18 protein-coding genes are annotated in these 23168 nt (G+C 55.7%); 11 read left to right on the forward strand and 7 right to left on the reverse strand.

What is annotated here, in order from left to right; translation table 11 throughout:
* Window positions 1–412: 412 nt before the first annotated feature.
* Window positions 413–1567: an FMN-dependent L-lactate dehydrogenase LldD gene (lldD, locus tag V8L71_RS19000; RefSeq protein ID WP_336275147.1), complete on the reverse strand. Its 1155-nt coding sequence runs from the start codon at window positions 1565–1567 to the stop codon at window positions 413–415.
* 276 nt (window positions 1568–1843) lie between these two features.
* Here lldD and V8L71_RS19005 point away from each other — a divergent pair, with 276 nt between their 5' ends.
* From V8L71_RS19005 to V8L71_RS19015, 3 genes are read left to right on the forward strand one after another with little or no spacing between them, the layout of a single operon-like run.
* A complete protein-coding gene (locus V8L71_RS19005) occupies window positions 1844–2617 on the forward strand; it encodes a GntR family transcriptional regulator (protein WP_336275148.1) in 774 nt (257 codons plus the stop codon).
* A complete protein-coding gene (locus V8L71_RS19010; protein WP_336275149.1) occupies window positions 2614–4533 on the forward strand; it encodes a sensor histidine kinase in 1920 nt (639 codons plus the stop codon). The genes V8L71_RS19005 and V8L71_RS19010 overlap by 4 nt, the downstream gene beginning before the upstream one ends.
* Entirely contained in the window at window positions 4526–5908 is a 1383-nt protein-coding gene (locus tag V8L71_RS19015) for a sigma-54-dependent transcriptional regulator (protein ID WP_176304899.1), read from the forward strand. The genes V8L71_RS19010 and V8L71_RS19015 overlap by 8 nt, the downstream gene beginning before the upstream one ends.
* Here the strand turns inward: V8L71_RS19015 and V8L71_RS19020 are convergent.
* From V8L71_RS19020 to V8L71_RS19030, 3 genes are all read right to left on the reverse strand, one after another.
* Window positions 5884–6555 (reverse strand): metal-dependent hydrolase, encoded by a 672-nt coding sequence (locus V8L71_RS19020; RefSeq protein ID WP_336275150.1) that lies wholly within the window; start codon window positions 6553–6555, stop codon window positions 5884–5886. The two genes, V8L71_RS19015 and V8L71_RS19020, sit on opposite strands and share 25 nt — an antisense overlap.
* A 127-nt stretch (window positions 6556–6682) precedes the next feature.
* Window positions 6683–7228 carry a gamma carbonic anhydrase family protein gene (locus tag V8L71_RS19025; protein ID WP_336275151.1) on the reverse strand — a complete coding sequence of 182 codons (546 nt, stop codon included), beginning with the start codon at window positions 7226–7228 and terminating at the stop codon, window positions 6683–6685.
* Between the two features lie 50 nt (window positions 7229–7278).
* Entirely contained in the window at window positions 7279–8619 is a 1341-nt protein-coding gene (locus V8L71_RS19030) for a sodium-dependent transporter (protein ID WP_336275152.1), read from the reverse strand.
* A 216-nt stretch (window positions 8620–8835) separates the two neighbouring features.
* Here V8L71_RS19030 and prlC point away from each other — a divergent pair, with 216 nt between their 5' ends.
* The 4 genes from prlC to V8L71_RS19050 all read left to right on the forward strand — a co-directional run bounded on the left by prlC (window position 8836) and on the right by V8L71_RS19050 (window position 14777).
* Window positions 8836–10884, forward strand: a complete 2049-nt coding sequence (gene prlC, locus V8L71_RS19035) for an oligopeptidase A (RefSeq protein ID WP_336275153.1) — start codon at window positions 8836–8838, stop codon at window positions 10882–10884.
* Window positions 10885–10943: 59 nt separating this feature from the next.
* Window positions 10944–11195 carry a YheV family putative zinc ribbon protein gene (locus tag V8L71_RS19040; RefSeq protein WP_008959640.1) on the forward strand — a complete coding sequence of 84 codons (252 nt, stop codon included), beginning with the start codon at window positions 10944–10946 and terminating at the stop codon, window positions 11193–11195.
* 283 nt (window positions 11196–11478) lie between these two features.
* Complete coding sequence (locus V8L71_RS19045) at window positions 11479–12471, forward strand: TAXI family TRAP transporter solute-binding subunit (RefSeq protein WP_176304894.1); 993 nt, start codon at window positions 11479–11481, stop codon at window positions 12469–12471.
* 104 nt (window positions 12472–12575) lie between these two features.
* Window positions 12576–14777 (forward strand): TRAP transporter permease, encoded by a 2202-nt coding sequence (locus V8L71_RS19050; protein WP_336275154.1) that lies wholly within the window; start codon window positions 12576–12578, stop codon window positions 14775–14777.
* 94 nt (window positions 14778–14871) lie between these two features.
* Here V8L71_RS19050 and metF read toward each other — a convergent pair whose 3' ends face one another.
* Window positions 14872–15714 (reverse strand): methylenetetrahydrofolate reductase [NAD(P)H], encoded by an 843-nt coding sequence (metF, locus tag V8L71_RS19055; RefSeq protein ID WP_008959643.1) that lies wholly within the window; start codon window positions 15712–15714, stop codon window positions 14872–14874.
* A gap of 141 nt (window positions 15715–15855) precedes the next feature.
* On the opposite strand from metF, the gene V8L71_RS19060 reads away from it, so the two are divergent.
* Window positions 15856–16791, forward strand: coding sequence for an AEC family transporter (locus V8L71_RS19060; protein ID WP_008959644.1), 936 nt, complete (start codon window positions 15856–15858; stop codon window positions 16789–16791).
* A gap of 12 nt (window positions 16792–16803) precedes the next feature.
* Here the strand turns inward: V8L71_RS19060 and ligB are convergent, their stop codons facing one another.
* Together ligB and metK are read right to left on the reverse strand one after the other, a co-directional pair.
* Window positions 16804–18480 (reverse strand): NAD-dependent DNA ligase LigB, encoded by a 1677-nt coding sequence (ligB, locus tag V8L71_RS19065; protein WP_336275155.1) that lies wholly within the window; start codon window positions 18478–18480, stop codon window positions 16804–16806.
* A 140-nt stretch (window positions 18481–18620) separates the two neighbouring features.
* Complete coding sequence (gene metK, locus V8L71_RS19070; RefSeq protein ID WP_008959646.1) at window positions 18621–19841, reverse strand: methionine adenosyltransferase; 1221 nt, start codon at window positions 19839–19841, stop codon at window positions 18621–18623.
* A 253-nt stretch (window positions 19842–20094) separates the two neighbouring features.
* On the opposite strand from metK, the gene tkt reads away from it, so the two are divergent.
* The 3 genes from tkt to V8L71_RS19085 are packed head-to-tail and all read left to right on the forward strand — an operon-like array spanning window position 20095 to window position 23158.
* Window positions 20095–22086 carry a transketolase gene (tkt, locus tag V8L71_RS19075; protein ID WP_336275156.1) on the forward strand — a complete coding sequence of 664 codons (1992 nt, stop codon included), beginning with the start codon at window positions 20095–20097 and terminating at the stop codon, window positions 22084–22086.
* A 3-nt stretch (window positions 22087–22089) separates the two neighbouring features.
* Window positions 22090–22443: a CidA/LrgA family protein gene (locus V8L71_RS19080; RefSeq protein WP_008959648.1), complete on the forward strand. Its 354-nt coding sequence runs from the start codon at window positions 22090–22092 to the stop codon at window positions 22441–22443.
* Entirely contained in the window at window positions 22433–23158 is a 726-nt protein-coding gene (locus V8L71_RS19085) for an LrgB family protein (protein ID WP_336275157.1), read from the forward strand. The genes V8L71_RS19080 and V8L71_RS19085 overlap by 11 nt, the downstream gene beginning before the upstream one ends.
* The last annotated feature ends 10 nt before the right edge of the window (window positions 23159–23168 follow it).

Consider the following 23168-nt stretch of genomic DNA (forward strand, 5'->3'; position numbering starts at 1 on the left):
CAAGGTTCAAACGAATTCATTTCAATTTACATTGTCATGACCGCTTGCCTTGATATTTGGTGATTTGTCACCAACGTCAGCAAGCGCCCACATGAATTACCTGATCAAATTGTTAAAGAGCTGTTTCGCTGTCCTGGTTACTGTGAAAGCAACCTGGCGAGCCGTTGACTTGGCTTGCCGCAGCGAGGAAGGCGTATTCTACGCATTTCCTGGTGGTTGTCAATGTGCGATTTTCGCTATCTATACAACCCTGACACGAAATCGCTAACTATCTGACAAACCGAAGGTTTTCACCTTCACTCACCGCTGGTAACGCTCGACGTCCCCGGCAGCGGATGCGTACTTTACGGATTCGCTGCCGGGTTGGCAAGGGCTTTTTTTAATATTGATATTAATAAGGCGCAAGTGACGCTCAATAGGCATCGCGGAGCGAATTTGGAACCAAAGAATCAGACCCGAGGTCAGCGATGCTATGTGCCCCGGTGAGTGTCATTGCTACCCGCATTTCTTTTTCGAATAACTCAAGCAAATGGATAACGCCAGCCTCTCCGGCAGTAGCAAGGGCATAGATGTAGGCACGCCCAAGCAATACCGTGTCAGCACCCATAGCAATCATCCGCACGACATCAAGTCCGCTGCGTATACCAGAATCAGCCAGTATCGCTATGTCCCCTTTAACCGCATCGGCGATGGCAGGCAAAGCACGCGCGGTAGAAAGCACCCCGTCAAGCTGGCGTCCACCATGATTAGAAACAACAATGCCATCCGCACCAAAGCGAACCGCCTCACGAGCGTCTTCGGGGTCGAGTATGCCCTTGATGATCATCGGTCCATCCCAGAATTCCCGAATCCACTCCAGGTCTTTCCAGGAAATAGCGGGATCGAAGTTGTCACCAAGCCAGGCAATATAATCTTCAAGCTCCGTTGGCTTACCGCGATAATCAGATACGTTACCCAGATCATGCGGGCGGCCATGAACGCCCACATCCCAGGCCCAGAAAGGATGCATTGCGGCCTGAGCCATTCGCCGGATTGGCCCATACTTGCCGCTCATGCCAGAGTGCGCATCACGATAACGCGCCCCAGGCACCGGCATATCGACGGTAAAAACCAGCGTTTTGACGCCAGCGGCCTTGGCTTTTTCCAGCGCATGCTTCATAAAGCCACGGTCTTTCAGCACATAGAGCTGAAACCAGATAGGCCGATCGACTGCCGAGGCTACTTCATCGATTGGACACACTGATACTGTAGACAGCGTAAACGGTATACCTTTATTAGTAGCTGCGCGCGCAGCCTGCACTTCACCACGCCTTGCATACATGCCTGCCAACCCCACTGGCGCTAAAGCAATCGGCATCGCTAGGTTCTCACCGAACAGCTCGGTCTCCAATGACAATGAAGACATATCCTTCAGCACGCGCTGACGTAACGCGATACCGGCAAGATCGTCGACATTACGCCGCAGCGTATGCTCGGTATAAGACCCGCCGTCCGCATAATGAAACAAAAAGGGCGGGATACGACGCTTGGCCGCTTGGCGATAGTCAGTGGAAGCTGAAATGATCATGGATAGCCCTGTGCAATAGCCTATGCAATGGATGCGCTTTACACCGACGCCCCATTGTAAGAATTGGTTTTACCAATTGACAAAAAAGTAACGCCAACATTAGTGAGGCGTCTTAAGCGTGTCAAACCATGATGCCGCTTTATAGCATTCCACTGCGCTATACTTTAGTTTAAAGCCGCTATTCATGGGGCCCAGCACCGCCCTACCCTACAGACTCTTGAGCTAAGGCTTCAAAGCCCTTAATATTGGTCTTACCAATTAAAGGAGCCGACCAACATGAGCTACCCACCGCTCCGCCAGCAGCGCTTGGCCGATGTAATTACTGAGCGCCTAGAAGCCATGATGTTGGAAGGCAGCCTAAAACCAGGGCAACGCCTGCCTCCTGAGCGTGAATTGGCTGAACGCTTCGGCGTCTCGCGTCCTTCTTTACGTGAAGCAATCCAAAAACTAGCGGCTCGCGGTTTACTAACCAGCCGCCAAGGCGGCGGTACTTTTGTTAACGACGATCTCAGCAATGGTTATACCGACCCATTGCTGGAAATGCTTTCCCGCCACGACGAGTTCAACCTGGATTTACTCGAATTCCGAGATGCCATGGAAGGAATCTCTGCTTATTACGCTGCACTACGTTCAACACCTGCCGATAAAGCCGTGCTTATTCAGCGCTTTGAAGAGCTCGACGGCGGTTTTGCCGGTGCCGACCCTATTCAAGAAGCGAAACTGGATGCAGCGTTCCACCTTGCGATTGCCGAGGCTGCCCATAATGTTTTGCTGCTACACACCATTCGCGGCATTTTTCACCTGCTGGAGAAAAGCATTGTTAATAATCTCGCCCACTTGTTTGCCAAAGAAGGTTCACGCAGCCAATTAATGCAACAGCACCGCGCTCTACTCAATGCCATTTTAGAAGGGCGCGCAGAAGATGCCCGCACTCGCGCCCACGAACATCTAGTGTTTGTCGAAGAAGGATTGTTGGAAATGGCTCGGGCAGAGACACGCGCCCAGCGCGCCCTCCGCCGCGCCCAAGGCAGTAGCAAGACACCGGCATGAACAGCGCTGCCATGACCAATCAAGCCCCGGCTCCTTTGCCGCTACGTTGGCGGCGCCTGTGGCTACTGGTCATTTCGCTCGGCTTGCTGTTATGTGTTTGGCAGGCTGCTCACCTAGCGCGTGAGCAAGCGCTTTCCAACTTGCAGGATGATGCTGAAAACGAGCTGCGGCTGTCTGCCGCCAACTTGAACGGCTATTTGCTGCGCTACGACTACCTGCCGCAAATGCTTGCTACCCGGGAAGGCGTGCAGCGCTTTCTGGCCTCTCCCGACAGCCAAGACCCAATGCCGTTGAATATGCTACTGGATCGTTTCCGCTTCACAGCGGGCGTGTCGGACGTCTATCTGCTCAACCGCGATGGTGACACGATCGCCGCCAGCAACTGGCACCGCCCCAACACCTTTATTGGCCAGAACTATGCGTTTCGTTCCTACTACACCGATGCCATTGCAGGCGGCCAGGGCCGTTTTTTTGGTTTGGGCATCAAATCTCTTGAGCGGGGCTACTACTTTTCTTCGCCTGTGTGGCTAGACGACACCTCGCCAGATTCACAGCCAGACGGGGTGTTAGTGGTAAAAGTCCTGCTGGATGACGTTGAAGAGAGCTGGGCGGAACAGGATGCCGAGCTGTTTGTGACCGATAGCGACAACATCATTTTCATGGCCAGCCACCCAGAGTTGCGCATGAACGCCCTTTACCCGCTCAGCGATGAACAGCGCCAAACACTGCACGACACTCGCCGCTACGCCATGGAGCCGCTGTCGCCTTCGGGTATAGAAGTCGATGCGCCTTACCGCCAGGGCAGTCAGCTGGTCAGTTTCTCCCAGGGCCCGCTAAGCAACGGCGACTACCTTAGCCTGACCCGGCATATTCCTGAGTTTGGCTGGCAAATGCATATTTTAAAGCCGCTAACACCAGTGATTAGCGCCCAATGGATTGCCGCCCTCATGGCAGGCGGCCTTTATGGCGTGGTAACGCTTGGCGTGGGCATTGGCTGGCAGCGTCTAAGGCTGCGTCGTGAGCGGGAAGCATTTGCCCAACGCGAACGCAACACTTTGGCCCGCGTGCGTGACGAACTGGAAGTCAGCGTTGAACGCCGCACTCGTGACCTAGTAGCCAGTAATCAGCGCCTTTCCGATGAAATTGAAGAACGTCGCCGCGCTGAAGCCAACTTGCGTCAAACCCAGGATGAGCTTATTCAAGCCGCCAAACTGGCGGTTTTAGGGCAACTCGCCGCGGGTATCAACCATGAACTCAATCAACCGCTGGCGGCTATTCGCGCCTACGCAGAAAACGCCCGTCGCTTTATCGCATTAGCCCGCCACGACAAGGCGGATGCCAACCTGGAACAAATTGTCGAGCTGACCGAACGCATGGCGGATATCAGCGCCCAGCTGCGGCAGTTTTCGCGCAAAAGCAGCGAACGCCAGGAGACAATATCGGTACAAGCCTGTATCGACTACGCCTTACGCCTGTTTCAGAGCCGCCTGCGCGAAGGCAATATCAGCATTATTCAGGATTGGCCCGATGAAACGCTGTGGGTAAAAGGCGACCTGGTGCGGCTGGAACAGGTGCTGGTTAACTTAATCGGCAATGCACTGCAGGCTATGAAAGGCGTACCGGCCCCGCAACTGACCTTAGGGGCGCATACCCACCAGCAGCAGGTCGTTATCAGCGTTACCGATAACGGCCCTGGCATCCCCGAGGAGCATTTAGGGCATATTTTTGAACCCTTTTTTACCACCAAGGCGCCAGGGAGTGGTTTGGGACTGGGGCTTTCGATCTCGTCACGTATCATGGACGATCTAGGCGGCAAGCTGCAGGCTGCTAACCAACCAGAAGGGGGCGCCTGTTTCACCATTACCCTGCCCCACTCAACATTTACGCACCCCCAGGAGCGCACTCACTATGCATGAGCCGTCGACGCTGCCGGTCATGGTGATCGACGACGAACCGCATCTGCGGATCACCGCCAGCCAAACCCTCGAACTTGCGGGCTATACGCCCTACTGCTTTGAATCGGCAGAACAAGCGCTGGCGGCATTAACGCCGGACTTCCCCGGCGTGATTGTGAGCGATATTCGCATGCCGGGGATGGATGGCATGGCATTACTGCATGAGCTACACAGCCGCGATGCCACCCTGCCGATTATTTTAATCACCGGCCACGGCGATATTTCTACCGCAGTAGAAGCCATGCGCGCAGGCGCCTGGGATTTTCTCGAGAAGCCCTTTGCCGGTGATCAACTGCTGGATGTGGTACGTCGTGGTATTGAAAAGCGCCAGCTCAGTTTGGAAAACCATCGCCTAAAAGCGGAACTAGAGGTGCAACAAGCCGCATTAGGACCACGGTTAGTAGGGCGCACACCGATCATTTCACGGCTGGCCGCGATGATTCAGCGCATCAGCCAAGTGGAAGCCGATGTATTGCTGTTTGGCGAGACAGGCACCGGCAAAGACCTGGTCGCCCGCGCCATCCACGAGCGCAGCGCCCGGCGTAACAGCCCGTTTATGGCGATTAACTGCGGTGCCGTGCCCGAAAATACCATTGAGTCCGAGCTGTTTGGTCATGAAAAAGGCGCCTTTACTGGCGCCGTAGAACGGCGCATCGGCAAGTTTGAACACGCTAATGGCGGCACGGTATTTTTAGATGAAATTGAATCGATGCCCATGGCGCTGCAGGTCAAACTGCTGCGGGTGCTGCAAGAACGCAGCGTCGAGCGGCTAGGCGCCAATGAAACCGTTCCGCTTAATATCCGCGTGATTGCGGCCACCAAGGTCGATCTCAAAACCGCCTCCGAAGAGGGAAATTTTCGCGAAGATCTATACTACCGGCTGAACGTGGTTACCCTGCCACTGCCCGCGCTGCGTGAGCGGCGCGAAGATATTCCTTTACTGTTTCAACACTTTGCCGTGGTGGCTGCCAACCGCAGCGGGTTGGAAGCGCCAACCCTAGACAGCCCCGCCATTGCCGCCCTGCTGGCCCACGACTGGCCCGGCAATGTACGCGAGCTGCGTAACCTTGCTGAGCGTTATGTGCTGCTGGGTGCCGCCTTTGACTATCGACTGGACGCGCTGCTGGAAGGGGTCAACGCCGATACCGAAGAGCTCACTCTGCCGCGCCAGGTAGAGCTGTTTGAAAAGAGCCTGATCAGCCAATCATTGGCGCGCTACCACGGCCGGGTAACCGATGTCTGTCGCCACTTAGGGATTCCGCGCAAAACCTTTTACGACAAACTTAAAAAGCACGGACTCAACGCCGACGACTATCGCCACAGCAGCGAGCCTTGATGGAGTAACTCCCCCAATACCGACCAGGGCGGTACCCAGGGAATAAGCGTAAACGTCGCAATCAGCATCAACAGATTGGACATCGGCCGACGGCTATCGCCTAACTTCAGCGCTGTTCCAAATGAGCGTTTTAGCCGGGCACCCTCCAGGTCAACGCTATATATTTCATCCAAACTCAGATGAATCAAAAAACCGACCAACGTGGCAGCCCCGTGGGACCAGGCCAACCACGCTGGCTGGCTGAGTAAGTTAAAACTAAACGCGGCGGCCAGTAGGCTACATAGCCCACCCGCCAGCAGAGAGTGCCAAATACCGCGGTGAACAGTCAGTCGCGAAAATAGTACGCCCGCCAAATAGCGAACACAAAAGTAGATCCCACCACAGGCAACTAACAGCGCACCAGGCGTTAGCCAGGGCTGGAGCAACAGTGCCCCCAGCACCAAAGCGGGCACTGAAAGTAGGTTGAATATCAAACGGATAGAGTGAGAGCGGTCGGCATCAATATCGGGCAGAATGCCACCAAACGCGACCAACGCAATCATCACCACCGCCTGGGAAGGCGGCCACCATTGGCCTTTCCAGCCTGCGTAAGCTACTAGCATGCCGCCCGCCGCTGCTACCGTAATATGCGTGCGAAAATTAGCCATGACGCGGCATCCCAGAGTCTGCAAAACAGAAAACTGTATAAATTAACAGATTCCTTGCGGCCGCGACATGAATTATTTAGAAAAAAGGTTGGCTGAGCAACTGCTTAGGCTGCTTTAAGAAAAATGATTAAAGAGACGCTTCTGCCAAGAAACGGTCTTTCAATTTAACGTAGTTGCCGGCGGTATAGGGGAAGAAAGCGCGCTCTTTATCTTTTAGCGGCCGCATCGCTTTAGCCGGGTTACCAGCATACACATAACCACTTTCCAAATGTTTACCCGGCGTGACGACAGCACCCGCGGCGATAATAACCTCGTCCTCGACGACCGCGCCATCCATCACAATCGCGCCCATTCCTACCAGTATCCGGCTGCCCAACGTGCAGCCATGCAGAATCGCTTTATGGCCGATCGTCACGTCGTCCCCAATGGTGAGCGGAAAGCCGTCGGGGCTGAAGTCACTGGCGTGGGTAATATGCAGCACGCTGCCATCCTGCACGCTCGTTCGCGCGCCGATACGGATACGGTGCATATCGCCGCGAATTACCGTCATTGGCCACACAGAGCAGTCGTCACCTAGCACTACATCACCGATGACCACACTGGCCGGATCAATATAAACGCGCTCACCTAGTTGGGGCGCCATACCTTGATAACGTCTTAATGCACTGCTCATCACTCGCTCCTGGAATGCTGCTGGACAGCTTAGAGAATTTGATTCCTCCACTATAGCAACCCAGCCAGCAGAACAATAAAGGTCAGCGGAATCGACACCCAGCGGATGATATTACGCCACACTAAGTAGCCGCTCTCACCAACACCTAACGCGCTGACCACCCTTTCACGTGGCATGATCCAAGCCGCAAAAATCGCGATTAGCAGGCCACCAAGCGGCAGAAAAACATCTGGCGGAATACTGCTAACAAGCTCAAAAACGTTGCGCCCGAACAGTGGCCGAAATTCAGCCAGGGAGGAAAAGGAGAAGGCTGATAATAGCCCGATCAACCAGACACTGAGCGCTACGATCGCCGTCGAGATACTCCGACGCAGCCCCAGCCCTTGCAACGTGGCGACCATCGGCTCCGCCAGATTAATCGCCGATGTCCAGGTGGCCAACAGCAGCAGTAAAAAGAACACGCTTAGCCATGCCGAGCCCCACGGCAACTCAGAAAAGGCGATAGGCAACGTCACAAACATCAAGCCCGGGCCGTCGGCAGGGTCCATGCCCTGAGCGAACACCACTGAGAAAATAGCGATCCCCGCCAGTAACGCCACGCTGATATCGAGCACTGCGACCGCAACCGCCGCCTTGGGCAGGCTTTGCTCTTCCGGCATGTAAGCGCCATAAGCCATTAATGCACAGGCCCCCACCGCCAACGTGAAGAAGGCATGGCCCATGGCATGCACCACTACCGATGGTGTCAGCGCCTCGAAAGAGGGTAAGAACAGCCACGCCAGCGCCGTACCAAAACCATCGGTCGTCGCGGCATAGCCCGCCAGCAGCAGTAACAACAGATACAACACCGGCATCAGCAGGTTGTTCAACCGCTCGAGCCCCTTGGCAACGCCCGCCGCTACCACGGTCATGGTCATAAACAGAAACAACGAATGATTAAAAATCAGCAGTCCCGGATTGGCTAAAAAAGATTCAAAGCTGGCACCGATCTCAGCAGCACTCGCGCCACTAAAATTGCCGTTAACGGAGGCCACCAAAAACTCAATCGACCAGCCGGAGACCACCGAATAGAACGACAAGATACAGAACACGGTGAACGCCCCGAACAACCCCAGCCAACGCCAGTGAGGGGAAGCCCCCGCCTCGGCCGCCAAAGCCCCCAACGCCTGCATCGGCCCACGCCGACCGGCACGGCCAATCAGGATCTCGGCCATCATTACGGGAATACCCAGCAGCAGCACGAACGCCACGTAAATCAGCAAAAAGGCCGCGCCGCCGTTCTCTCCCGCCACATAAGGAAAGCGCCAGATGTTGCCTAACCCCACCGCAGCACCTGTTACCGCCAAGATAAAGGCCCGCTTCGACCCCCAGCGCTCCAGCGTCTCGCTCATCACATGCTCCTGCCATTGGTGGCAATAAAAGGCGGCAAGACTAGCAGGCGCTTGCGTGCAGGCCAAACCCTAAGCGTAAACCCGGATATTAAACATCGTTGTTATAGTTATTGAAGCGAACATTGAAACGCAGCCCCGCCGCCCGCACTGTGTCATTATTATTGCGCGTTTTGCGCTTCCTATACGGTTTTAAAAATGATGCCACTCGAGGTGCCTATGTCCACCAATCCGCTGCTTGAAACGCACGAGCTACCCCCCTTTGCTGAAATTCGCGCCGAGCATGTGGAGCCCGCTGTGGAAACGCTGCTTAGCGAGAGCCGCGAAGCCATTGACCGCCTCGCCGAACAAGCAGCCGCCGCCCCGCCAAGCTGGGAGAATTTTGCGGTGCCACTCGAAGCCGTCAATGACCGGCTGACTAAAGCATGGTCACCGGTCTCGCACCTTAACGGCACCATGAACTCTCCAGAATTGCGCGAAGCATATCAGGCATGCCTTGAAAAACTCTCCGCTTTTGGCACCTGGGTTGGCCAACACGAAGGGCTGTTTCATGGCTGGCAAGCGCTAAAAGAGGGCCCGGCCTGGGAAACTCTGGATGCCGCACAGCGGCGTACTGTTGAGAATGCGCTGCGCGATTTTCGTCTGGCTGGTGTTGACCTTCCCGCAGACAAAAAAGCCCGCTACGGCGAGATTCAGTCGCGGCTCTCCATGCTGTCAAACCAGTTCTCGAATAACGTGCTGGATGCCACTCAAGCATGGCATAAAGATATCGACAGCCAAGAAGCCTTAGCAGGTGTACCCGAAAGCGCCCTTGAAACATTAAAAGCGACTGCCGAAGCGAAAGGCGTGGCGGGCTACCGTATTACCCTGGATTTCCCCAGTTTTTTCCCGGTGGTTAGCTACGCTGACAACCGCGAGCTGCGTCGCGAAGTGTATACCGCCTTCGTTACCCGCGCCTCAGACCAGGGCCCCGACGCGGGCAAGTTTGATAATGCCGCGATCATGGAAGAGATACTGGCGCTACGTAGCGAAATTGCCCGACTACTCGGCTTTGAAACCTACGCTGATTATTCACTGACCACCAAAATGGCAGAGTCCCCCGAACAGGTGCTCGGCTTTCTCAACGATTTAGCCCGCCGGGCGCTTCCCCAGGCGCAAGAAGAGTTTGCCGAGCTAAGCACTTATGCCCGTGATGAACTTGGCCTGGAAACGTTAGAACCGTGGGATGTTGCCTATGCCAGTGAAAAATTGCGCGAAGCGCGCCATGCGATATCTCAAGAGCAATTACGCCCTTACTTTCCCGCGCCACGGGTGGTCGATGGCTTGTTTCAGGTGGTCGAGCGTCTTTATGGCGTACGCTTTGAAGAAGATACTGAAGCGCCCCGTTACCACCCTGACGTACGCTATTTCCGCATCACCGAAAACGGCCAGCCGATTGCCGGTTTTTATCTGGATCTCTACGCCCGTGAAGGGAAGCGGGGCGGCGCTTGGATGGCGGATTGCCGCGTGCGGCGTCAAACAGAGCAGGGCCTGCAATTGCCTGTCGCCTTTTTAACCTGCAACTTCACGGCCCCGGTAGGCGGTCGCCCTGCGCTGCTCACCCACGATGAAGTCACCACGCTGTTCCATGAGTTTGGTCACGGTCTTCACCATATGCTGACCAAACAGGATATTGCCGATATTTCCGGCATTAATGGCGTTGCCTGGGATGCTGTCGAACTGCCCAGCCAGTTTATGGAAAACTATTGCTGGGAGCGCGAAGGGCTAGACTTGCTCGCCAAGCACGTGGATAGCGGAGAAGCGTTACCTGCAGAGCTGCTTGAGCGCCTGCAAGCGGCTAAGAATTTCCAATCCGCGATGGGCATGATGCGTCAAATCGAGTTCTCGCTGTTTGATTTGCGGCTGCACCACGAGCTAAGCGCTCCCAGCGCCAGCGACGTACAAAACTTGTTAGATGAAGTGCGCGATGCCGTATCAGTGTTGCCGAAAGTATCGTACAACCGCTTTCAGAATAGCTTTGGCCACGTATTCGCCGGGGGCTACGCTGCCGGTTACTACAGCTATAAGTGGGCGGAAGTACTCTCGGCGGATGCCTGGAGCGCCTTTGAAGAGGCCGGTATCTTCGACCCTGAAACAGGACAGCGCTTTCGTAGCGAGATCCTCGAACAGGGCGGTGCCCGAGACGCGGCGGATCTGTTTGTCGCCTTTCGTGGCCGTGAACCCAGCGTCGAACCGCTGCTGCGCCACTGCGGCATTCGCGCTGCTTAAGCTTTTTTAAACCCTTTCCCATGCGTGGCACCTTGGGTGCCACGCGTTTGGAGTTTTGAATGTCGACTGTTAAACGCTTTATCGCCGGTGTTACCTGCCCGCGCTGTGCGGCAATGGATCGTATCCGCGCCTGGGAACAAAACGGCATCCGCTATCGCGAGTGCGTCAGCTGCGATTTTTTTGAGCAACTGCCTATCGAAGAAGATGCGCTTACCGAGATGACCACCCGGGTCAACCAGGTCCGCGATGATCAGAAACAGCAGGATGTGCAACCCGTACGAATTATGGATCCCGGCAAGTCTTCTCGCTAATTCCCTCCTCTCGCACTGTTCGTAACAGAAGGGCGCAGCAAGTGTGCGGTTATCCGCACACTAAAAAGCCGCAGCCGTGCGAACAACCGGACACAATAGCGAAATCCCCTTTCCACCAAAGTTGAATAAAAAAATTATAAGCGTTTGATTTTAAAATCATAAAGGTAAGCTGGCACAACTATCGCTGTTATAACTGCTGCATAGCCTGATTAATGCCGTTCGAAGAGCGCTATTACTCGGAATCATCAGACTATAACCCCAATAACAGCTAGGAACTTTCGCCATGCGCAATCAAATGCCTAAAACGTTCACTCTTCTCGCCAGCAGCGCCCTGCTTGTGGCGGCTGCCAGCAGTGCTCAAGCTCAAGCAGACCGTTCCGGTTGGCCTGACAACTTCACTGTAGGTACCGCAAGCCAAGGCGGCACTTACTTCGTTTATGGTTCAGGCTGGGCAAACTTTATTGCTGATGAGCTGGGTGTATCGGGTGGCGGTGAAGTCACCGGTGGCCCTACTCAAAACCTGGCACTCGTGCACACGGGCGACATGGCATTTGGCTTAACCACCATGGGTCCCGCTTCTGATGCCGTTAAAGGCGAAAGCCCGCTGGCGCCTGGCATGAAGATGGATAATGTATGCGCCATGTTCCCCATGTACGAAACGCCGTTCTCCATTACCGCGCTTGCTGACAGCGGCATTGAGTCGATCTCCGATATTCCGGATGGCGCACGTATCGGTTTTGGTCCGGCTGCCTCAACGTCTGACACTTACTTCCCGGCCATTTTAGAAACCCTGGGCGTTGACTTTGAACGTCGTAACGGCGGCTGGTCAGACCTGGGCGGTCAGTTGCAGGATGGCCTGCTTGACGTTGTTGCCTTCGCTGCGGGCATTCCGATCCCGGCAGTTAGTCAGTTGGAAGTACAAACTGACGTCAACATCATCGAATTTAATGAAGAAGAGCTGGCCACGGTGTTGGAAAACTTCCCCGTTGCTGAATTCATGATCCCGGCGAACACTTATACAACGCTTGAAGAAGATGCTCGCGCTGTCTCCATGTGGAACTTCGCTATCGCTGGTTGTGACCTGCCGGAAGACTTCGTTTATGAAGTCACCAAGGCCACCATGGAAAACAACGACCGCATGCGCTCTGTGCACCGCAGTGCTGAAACTACCATTCCAGAAAACATCAAGCACAACACCGTGCTGCCGTTCCACCCCGGTGCTGCTCGCTGGTATGAAGAGAACGGCTATGAAATTGCTGATGACATGATCAACTAAGCAACCTTAAACCGTTCTAACTGCCCCGTTTCCGGTTTCGCCGGGCGGGGCAGCTTTCTCTGCTACCCCCCCTTTGTCTGCTTTTGCTGTGAGGGTGAACTCTAATGAGTCACAAAACCGACCAAGAACCCACTGGCCTCAAGGATGATGCCCACGCGGCTTCTGCGATACCAGAGTCTATTGCTGATGGTGTCGATGACGACGTTGTTGAACCCAATCGCCGCCTGTTTACGGGCTGGCAATTCTTGCTATTTGCGGCATTAGCGATCGCTTACTCAAGTTTCCATCTGATTTCACTCAACGTGTATCCGATGGAAACCTGGTCGTTTCGTATCGTACACATTGCCGGTGCACTTATTCTGGGTTACGGGCTATTTGCCGGTGCCCGCTTTGCCGAGGACGATCATCAGGCGTCAGGCGCCTGGATTAAGTGGGTTAGCTATGCACTACTAATTCCCGCTGCCTATACCTTGGCGCAAATTTTCGTGATGTATCAAACGCTCAGCGGCAGTGCCATGCGCATCGACCCAAGTGTTGAAAACTGGCACTACGGCTATCCGCTCATGGCGACCACGGCGGGTGCGATTGTGCTGTCATGGTTTTACCGTCAGGCTCGGCACCGTTTCAACCCTGCCGATTTGGTGCTGATGGTTTGCGCGATGGCGAGCGCAGGCTATTTGCTAGTGGCTTATAACACCAATATCCGTATGTCGACGGGCACGTCATTTGCGCCATCAGGTATTTCCTGGGCGGCCATCGCAGGTTCTCTGCTGATTCTAGAACTTACTCGCCGGGTAGCTGGTTTAGCGTTAGTGGTGATTTCCGCGGTCTTTTTGACCTACGTTTTCGCCGGTCCTTATTTACCGGGCTTTTTGGGCTATCCGGGCCTGTCACTACAGCGCTTCTTTAGCCAGGTGTACACCGATGCCGGTATCCTCGGGCCCACCACGGCAGTGTCATCGACCTATATTATTCTGTTCATCATTTTTGCCGCATTTCTTCAAGCTTCGAAAGTCGGCGACTACTTCGTTAACTTTGCCTTTGCCGCAGCGGGTCGTGCTCGCGGTGGCCCCGCTAAAGTGGCTATTTTCGCCTCTGGCCTGATGGGCATGATCAACGGCACATCGGCGGGTAACGTGGTTTCTACCGGCTCCCTGACCATTCCTTTGATGAAGAAAGTCGGTTATCCCGCGCGTAGTGCGGGTGCCATCGAAGCCGCCGCTTCAACCGGTGGGCAGATCATGCCGCCAATCATGGGTGCTGGCGCGTTCATCATGGCTGAAGTGACCGGTATTCCGTATACCGAAATTGCCATTGCGGCGATCATTCCTGCCATCCTCTATTTTGCCTCTATCTACTTTATGGTCGACTTTGAAGCCGCCCGTAAAGGCATGCGCGGTATGCGCAAGGATGAGATCCCGCTGTTCTCGAAGCTGGTGAAACAGGTTTACCTGTTTGCGCCCATTATTATCCTGATTGTCGCGCTGTTCATGGGCTACTCGGTTATCCGAGCGGGCACCCTGGCAACCGCTTCAGCCGCCGTTGTGAGCTGGATTTCGCCCAATAAAATGGGCCTTCGTGCAATCCTTAAAGCCCTGCAGATTGCGGGCACCATGTCGATTCAGATTATCGCCGTGTGCGCCTGTGCGGGTTTAATCGTCGGGGTGATTTCACTGACGGGTGTCGGTGCACGCTTCTCATCGCTGCTGCTTGGTTTAGCCGGTGTCAGCCAACTGCTAGCGCTTGTGTTTGCCATGTTGATCAGCATTTTGTTGGGGATGGGCATGCCGACCACCGCCGCCTATGCGGTGGCCGCGTCCGTCGTTGCGCCAGGCCTAATCAATATCGGTATTGAGCCACTGATCGCGCACTTCTTCGTGTTCTATTTTGCCGTCGTGTCGGCGATCACCCCGCCCGTTGCCTTGGCCTCTTATGCAGCCGCTGGCATTTCTGGCGACAACCCCATGGGCACGTCAGTGGCGTCGTTCAAGATTGGCTTGGCCGCGTTCATTGTGCCGTTTATGTTCTTCTACAGCCCGGCCATGCTGATGGAAGGCTCGCCGATGCAGATCTTGCGTGTTGGGGTGACTGCAACGCTGGGGATTGTTCTGCTGTCGGGCATGGTACAAGCGTGGTTCTTTGGACCGGTTAATGCTTGGCAGCGCGTTGTCATGCTGGTGGGGGCGATGTTTATGATCTACGGCGGTATCTATACCGACGTCCTCGGCCTCGCGATTGGTATCGTGCTATTCGTTATGCAGCGCAAGCTACACGGCGGTGGTAATAAAACAGCGCAAGCTGGCTGAGTGGTTTAAGCCACTAAATACGAAGCGTAAAAAACCCCCGCTCAACGTTGTTGAGCGGGGTTTTTAGTTAAGCGCCAACCAGTAATAAAGGGGATTAGTCAGTCAGGTTGTCGACGACCTTCAGCACCGGTGCGGCTTGGTTAAGGGTATAAAAGTGCAGGCCTGGCGCACCACCATCCAGCAACCGTTGGCAAAGACGGCTCACCACATCGGTGCCAAAAGCGGCAATCGCTTCGCTGTCATCACCATACGATTCCAACTGCTTGCGAATCCAGCGCGGGATCTCGGCACCACAGGCGTCAGAGAAACGCGCCAGCTTGGTGTAGTTGGTAATCGGCATAATGCCGGGGATAATCGGCTGCTCAACGCCCAGCGCGCGGGCTTTATCAACGAAGTTGAAATAGGCATCGGCGGTGAAGAAGTACTGGGTGATGGCCATGTTGGCCCCCGCCTTCATTTTACGCGCGAAGTTTTCCACATCCTTATCAAGATTAGGCGCCTGTGGATGAGATTCAGGATAAGCGGCTACGGCGATATCGAAATGGTCACCGGTTTCCGTGCGAATAAACTCAACCAATTCGTTGGCATAACGTAGCTCACCAATGCTTCCCATACCGGAGGGCATGTCACCACGCAGCGCTACCAGGCTATCCACGCCCTCTTCCCGGTACTGCGCCAGCAGGTCGCGCAGCTGAGCTTTCTCACTTCCAATACAAGAAAGGTGCGGCGCGGTGGTGATGCCACTCTCGCCGACCGCACGCACTACCTCGCGGGTACGCGCCTGAGTCGACCCACCGGCGCCGTATGTCACCGAGAAAAAACGCGGTTTGCGGGCGGCCAGCTCATCACGAACGTGGATCAGCTTGTCGCGCCCAGCATCGGTATTGGGCGGGAAGAACTCAAAGCTGATGCCTAACGGATGCTCGTGGCTGCTCATGGGATTTCCTTTTTAGATCAATAGTGATGATATTTGGGGTATTCTCGCTGTTCCATTGCGCTGGGGCTAATGAAAGATTTCACGCTCGGCCTTTAATTCGGCTCATGTTCGTCAGTCACCACATATTTTACGGGAGGGTAAATGGATCTTGCACCTGCGGCCCTGGTTGGGCCACTACTGATGTTACTGAGCTATGTGGCGTTAGGCTGGCTCGCCGCCCAACGGCTTAAACTGGATCCTCGCCCGATTGCCACGCTATTGGTTTACCTGATTGCCCCCTTTACCATTTTCCGTGCATTGATGAACGGTGGCCCGACACCTGACTATTTGCTGCTGACATTAGCGCTGTTCATTTTGGCGAGCCTCATGGCGCTGGTGGTACAACGCATTACGCGCCACCGTTTTGGTGAACATGAAGCCGCCCTGCTGGCGTTCTCCTCAGGGACGGGCAACACCGGCTATTTCGGGTTGCCGATCGCGCTGATTCTACTCCCCCCCGAGGGCGTCACTCTTTACCTGTTCTGCATGCTGGGGATCAATATCTACGAATTTACCGTAGGCTTTTACCTTAGCGCGCGCGGGCGCTTTTCAGTGCGTGAGAGCTTGATCAAAATTTCACGTCTACCGCTTATTTACGCCTTTTTATTAGCCTTAATGCTTAGCGCTTTGGAAGTAACCATCCCCACCGCGGTAATGAGTTCGCTACAAGTCTTCCCCGCTACGTATACGCTACTGGGCATGATGATCATTGGCATGACGCTCAGCCAAGTAACGCTTGCCGCCTGGGACTCACGCTTTGTAGCCACCTGCCTGGGCCTTCGCTATCTGCTCTGGCCGCTCGTCATGTTGGGAGCTGCTTTAATACTACAGTGGGTGGCACCTCTTTCCACGGAACTGGCCTTGGCACTGCTGTTGATAGGCGTGGTACCCATGGCTTCCAACGTAGTGGTGGTGGCCATGGAGCTGGGTATTCAGCCACAAAAAGGCGCGTTAGCCGTGCTGGTCACCACACTGCTCGCGCCGCTGCTGATTCCGCTTTATCTCGGTTTGATGCTGCGTCTCACCGGGCTTGGTTAGTGAGTGAGTTAGCTAAAACCCTGCAACCCCCGCCTGCTGCAACTGCAGAGCCATGCGCTGCACGTCGGGGTGGCTGAAAAACGCTACCAGCGCATCAGCACGAACCCGGCCGACGCCAGAAACGGCTTGCCACTCTTCGCGCTGGTAGCCTGCTAACTCATCCCAATCCCCACGAACTGACTCGCTACCCGGCGGCGCCCCCAGTGCACTCAGCCATGCCGAAAACGGCCTGCTACGGGCAACCTGAAACTGCTCAATGAGCGCAGCGGCAGTGACCTCACCAATGCCATACGCCAGCTGTAGCTGACGTGGGTCAACCTCCAACCAGTCCAGTAAATGAGTGACTACGCCCGCGTCCATCAGCGCTTGCCAGGTACCTTCACCAATACCCTGCATGCCAAGCTGCTCGCCAAGATGGGTGAGCCGCGCCAGCAACTGGGCATCGCAGCCAAGGGTTAATTCAAAGCAGCTCAGCAGGTTAAAGCGCTGGGGTGAAGGCGGAGTCAACGGCGAGCGCTCCTGGGTATGCCACACCACCTCGCTTAACTGGGGAATCGTTAACCCGCCCAAGAAGATCGCCACTTGATCGCCAGGTCGAACATCCAGTGCTTCCCAGCGCTCCAGCGAGCCTAACGAAACACGGCTGATGCGAAGCCCCTCCAGCTGTACCGGGTTAAGCCACACCAGCGGCGTCACACGGCCGGTACGCCCTACGCGAAATTCAATGCCGCGTACTTCCGCTAGCGCCTGCTGAGCGGGGTATTTCCAGGCAATGGCCCACTCCGGCGGTGACGATGACCAGCTCCGTACGCCAGGGCGCTCGGCTTGTTTGATGACCACGCCGTCGGTGGCAAACGGCAGCGGGCCGTTGAACCAGCTATCGCGCCAGTAAGTGGCATCACGTCGGTCATCTAGCGGCTGGGTATAGCTGGCAGTATCAAAGCCCAGCGCGGTAAGACGCGCTAAACGCTCGTCCATACCAGTAGGCCCGTCGGGCCAATCCCAAACAAACAGGCCAATACGCTCAAGGGTGGCCACGGTAGGTGAGGACTGCGCCATTGCTCCCGCCACGGCGCCCCGGGCACCCGATGCGGGTGACCGTGACTGCACGTGCTGGGTTAGCCGCCAGTACAATTCGCCTTGGAGCACCGCAGAAATAGGCTCAGGCAGCGTACTGGGAACATCGGGTAACTGGCGCGCCCGACTCGTCCAGTCTTGGCCCCGCTCGCCATCGCCACGGCTAACGGCTTCAACCAATTCGCCATCGACATAGCGCAGCGTAATCGCCACGCCGTCTACCTTGGGTTGAATCCATAGGTCTTCGCGGCGGCTGGTAAAGCGCCTGACTCCGTCGTCATCGGCTTTAGTGAGCCCACGCTGCGCCGCCGGATGATCGAGAGTACCGCTGCTTCGGGTAACGCGCGAAAGCGGACGATGATCAGGTACATTGCCCAAGCAACGCTGCCAAGTGGCTAGGCGCTCTACCGCTTGGTCATAGAGGGCATCGTCAATCAGCGCAATACCTTCGTCGTGGTAGGCGGTATCCCAGCGTTGAACCTGCTCGGCCAGTGCTTTGCTTTCGCGAGTCAAGCGCTCCTTCGACCAATCAGGGCACTCGGCAGCCTGTGCGGAAAACGTGACAAGCCCGATAAGGCTAGCGAATACCCACGCAACGAGACCACTTGCCATCTTGCCCCTCCTCTTCACACGAATCGTTAGCAAATAGACTTAGCCTAACGCAGGGCTTCAAAGCAGCGCATAAAAAAAGCCCCCGGCCGGAGCCAAAGGGGCGATTTCATACATTGCTTACAAACGCGGTAGCGAATGTCTTACAAATTGGCCGCCTTGCGCAGCGCATCGGCTTTATCAATTTTTTCCCACGGAAAGGCGGTAAAGGTTTCGGTATGTTCCTCACCTTTATCATCGCTCCAAGTGTAGCTGTGCTCGAACGGCGCACGACCAAAGTGTCCGTAAGCAGCAGTGAGCTGATACATCGGGTGGAGCAGGTCGAGCATTTTGGTGATTGCGTAAGGGCGCAGATCGAAATGCTCGCGAACCAGCGCAACAATCTGTTTATCGTCAATTTTGCCGGTACCAAAGGTATCAATAGAGACCGAGGTGGGTTCGGCCACACCAATGGCGTAAGAGACCTGAATCTCACACTTGTCTGCCAGGCCCGACGCAACAATATTTTTAGCCACATAGCGACCCGCGTAGGCGGCGCTGCGGTCAACTTTAGAGGGGTCTTTGCCTGAAAATGCACCACCACCGTGACGTGCCATGCCGCCGTAAGTATCGACGATGATCTTACGCCCCGTTAGGCCACAATCGCCTACCGGGCCGCCAATGACGAACTTGCCGGTCGGGTTAATGTGGTACTGGGTGTGCTCATCCAACCATTCAGCGGGGATCACTTGCTCAATGACCTCGCGCTTGATCATTTTACGCAGATCTTCCTGATCGATGTCAGGATCGTGTTGCGTGGAAAGCACGATGGCATCGACACCGCAAGGCTGGCCTTCGGCATTATAGCGGAAGGTGACCTGGCTCTTGGCATCCGGGCGCAGCCACGGCAGTAGGCCATTTTTACGCAGTTCGGCCTGACGCTCGACTAAACGGTGCGAGTAGTGGATCGGCGCGGGCATAAACGAATCAGTTTCGTTGGTCGCGTAGCCAAACATTAAGCCCTGATCGCCTGCGCCCTGATCTTCCGGCTTGGTACGGTCGACGCCTTGGGCAATATCGACACTCTGCTTACCGATCAGGTTAACCACGCCACAAGTCGCGCCATCAAAGCCGACATCAGACGAGTTATAGCCGATGCTGATAATCACATCGCGCACGAGAGTTTCTAAATCAACCCAGGCGGAGGTGGTAATTTCGCCCGCAATGATCGCCACCCCGGTTTTTACCATGGTTTCACAGGCAACACGCGCCTGTTTATCACGGGCGATGATGGCATCTAACACCGCGTCAGAGATCTGATCGGCAATCTTATCGGGATGACCTTCGGAGACGGACTCGGAGGTAAACAGGGAATATTCGCTCATCGCGCACTCGACCCTCTGTATGACGGCTGTCTCTAATCCACAGCATCAGCAGGAAATCATGGCAGGTAACTCCTGCCCGTAAGAGAAGCGGCAGCACCACTTTCTCCACCACTTCGGGGGGCAGAGTCTACACGCTGTCGGCGATGCTTCCCAGAACGCGCTTACCAGAATTTGCCATCATATTTGCCGCAACATGGGAAGTCAGCGACAATAGCGGCTTTATAATTTCTGTTTCCAGGCGAGGAGCACCCCCATGCCATCCCGTTTTGAGCTAGCCAATGCCATTCGCGCGCTTTCCATGGATGCCGTTCAGAAGGCCAAGTCCGGCCACCCTGGTGCGCCCATGGGCATGGCGGATATTGCCGAGGTGCTATGGAATGACTACCTCAAGCACAATCCCGAAGACCCCAAGTGGGCCGATCGTGATCGGTTCGTGCTTTCCAATGGTCACGGCTCCATGCTGCTTTACTCTCTACTGCACCTAAGCGGCTATGAGCTAAGCCTGGAACAACTGCAGAATTTCCGCCAGCTGCACTCGCCCACCGCGGGCCACCCGGAATTCGGCTACGCGCCGGGCATTGAGACCACCACCGGCCCGCTCGGCCAGGGCTTTGCCAATGCGGTAGGCTTTGCGATTGCAGAAAAAACCCTGGCGGCGCAGTTCAATCGCCCTGGCCACACCATTGTTGATCACCACACCTGGTGTTTCCTGGGTGACGGCTGCTTGATGGAAGGCATCTCCCACGAAGCGGCCTCACTAGCGGGTACCCAGCAGTTGGGTAAATTGATCGCGCTTTATGACGACAACGGCATCTCCATTGATGGCGAAGTCGAAGGCTGGTTTACCGACGATACCGCCAAGCGTTTTGAAGCTTACGGCTGGCACGTGGTACCGAATGTCGATGGTCACAAGCCCGAAGAAGTAAAAGCCGCTATTGAGCTGGCCAAGAGCCACGACGATAAGCCGAGCCTGATTATTTGCAAAACCATCATCGGTTTTGGCGCGCCCAACAAGCAGGGCAAAGAGGAAGCCCACGGTGCGGCATTGGGTGATGACGAAGTCGCCCTGGCCCGCATCCAGCTTGATTGGCCCCACGCTCCGTTCCATATCCCTGAGCCCATCTACTCCGCCTGGGATGCCCGTGCCGCTGGAAAAGCAGCCCAGCAGGCGTGGGATGAGCGCTTTGCTCGCTATGCCGAGGCCTTCCCCAGCGAAGCGCGGGAGTTTAAGCGCCGAATGAAGCGCCAGCTGCCCACCGAACTTGCCACTGAAGCACTGATCGAGCAGGCCCAAGAACGCGGAGAGACCATCGCGTCTCGCAAAGCTTCCTTTGAAGTGTTGAATACGATTGGCCCGCAAATGCCGGAACTGCTGGGTGGCAGTGCCGATTTGGCGCCCTCCAACCTGACCTTCTGGAAAGGCGCTAAGGCGATCACCCCGGAAGACGCCAGCGGTAACTACCTGCACTACGGTGTCCGTGAGTTTGGCATGGGAGCCGTCATGAACGGGATCGCTCTGCACGGCGGTCTGGTACCTTACGGCGCGACCTTCCTGATCTTTATGGAGTACATGCGTAACTCGATCCGCATGGCGTCGCTGATGGGCCAGCAGGTGATTTACGTCTTTACCCACGACTCCATTGGCCTGGGTGAAGATGGCCCGACCCACCAACCGATTGAGCAACTTACCAACCTGCGTACCACGCCGAACCTCAATACTTGGCGCCCTTGTGATGCAGTGGAAACCGCCGCCTCTTGGGATGCCGCCATCAAGCGCCACTCAGGCCCCACGGCGCTGGTGCTGTCCCGCCAGAACCTGCCCCACCAGCAGCGCACGAAAGCGCAGTTGGCAGCGATCCAAAACGGTGCGTACGTTCTCAAGGACAGCGAAGGAACGCCGGAGTTGATACTGATTGCCACCGGTTCAGAAGTGTCGTTGGCGATGGACGCCGCTGCCGAGCTTGAGCAGCAAGGCAAAGCCGTACGCGTAGTTTCCATGCCCTCGGCTTACCGCTTTAACGGTCAAGACGCTGAGTACCGTGAGAGCGTGCTGCCTAAAGCAGTCACCAAGCGTATCGCGATCGAAGCAGCTCACGCCGACTACTGGTACAAGTATGTAGGTCTGGACGGCCGCGTGATCGGCATGACCACTTACGGCGAATCCGCCCCGGCGGGCGACCTGTTCAAGCACTTCGGCTTTACCGTCGAAAATGTGGTCAAGCAAGCCAACGAACTACTCGGCTAAGCCATGCCCGCACTCAGTGGCTTTCTATGGTTGATTAGCTACTGGCTGATCGGTGAAGTGGTGATTCATGTCACTGCTTTACCGATCTCGTCAGGCGTTATCGGCATGTTGCTGCTGTGCGTTACTCTCGCTATCCGTGGTCGCGTTCCTGGCAGCATTGCTGCTGCCGCCCAGCCGCTAATTGCCCTGCTCGCTATGCTGATAATGCCCGGCGTAGTGGGGGTGTTTTTTATTATCGGCGAGCTGGCCGGGCAATGGAGCGCTATTCTTATCGCGCTAGTACTAGGCACATTACTCAGCGTGTTTACTACGCTTTGGCTGCTTAAACGCCTCATCGGACAGTCACATGTCCGATGATTCATCGCTGCTCGCCCTGTTAACCACCACGCCATTGTTTGCGGTGGGGTTAACGCTTACCGCTTATCTAATTGGTAACGGGCTATTTCAGCGCCTAAAACATCCCTCTTGGCTGCCCGCCATTTTGATCGCGGCGCTGCTATTGGCAGGGGCATTAGCCCTGATAGGGCTGCCTTACGCTACCTACCAGCAAGGTGCCACTTGGTTAACGGTGCTGCTGGGGCCAGCCACAGTGGCGCTAGGCATGCCGCTTTACCAACAGTTACCGCGTATCGTCGAACTATGGCGGCCTTTGGCGATTTGTTTGCCCATCGCCGCGGCGCTAGCGGCTTTCTATTCGCTGGCAATTGCCTGGTTACTGGGTAGTTCGAACACGATACTCGCCTCCATTGCGGCCAAATCCGTTACTGCGCCGATTGCGATTGGCATAACCGAGCAACTTGGCGGAACGGTAGCGCTACTGTTAGGGGCGCTGTTGATCACTGGCGTCATCACGATTCCCTGTGTCAGTCTCGCCGCGCGCATTTTACATATTGATGACGAACGCCTGATCGGTTTTGCGCTTGGGCTTAACGGTCATGCGATTGGTACCGTTAGAGCGTTTGAACTCAGCCCCACGGCTGGCGCATTTGCCTCGCTGGGAATGAGCCTTACCGGCATTTTCACTGCCGTGTTGCTACCTCTCGCCTGGCGGCTGTTAGGGATGGGTGGCTGATAGGAACCGG

The organism is Vreelandella indica, assembly GCF_037070225.1.
Classification (GTDB): Bacteria; Pseudomonadota; Gammaproteobacteria; order Pseudomonadales; family Halomonadaceae; genus Vreelandella; species Vreelandella arctica.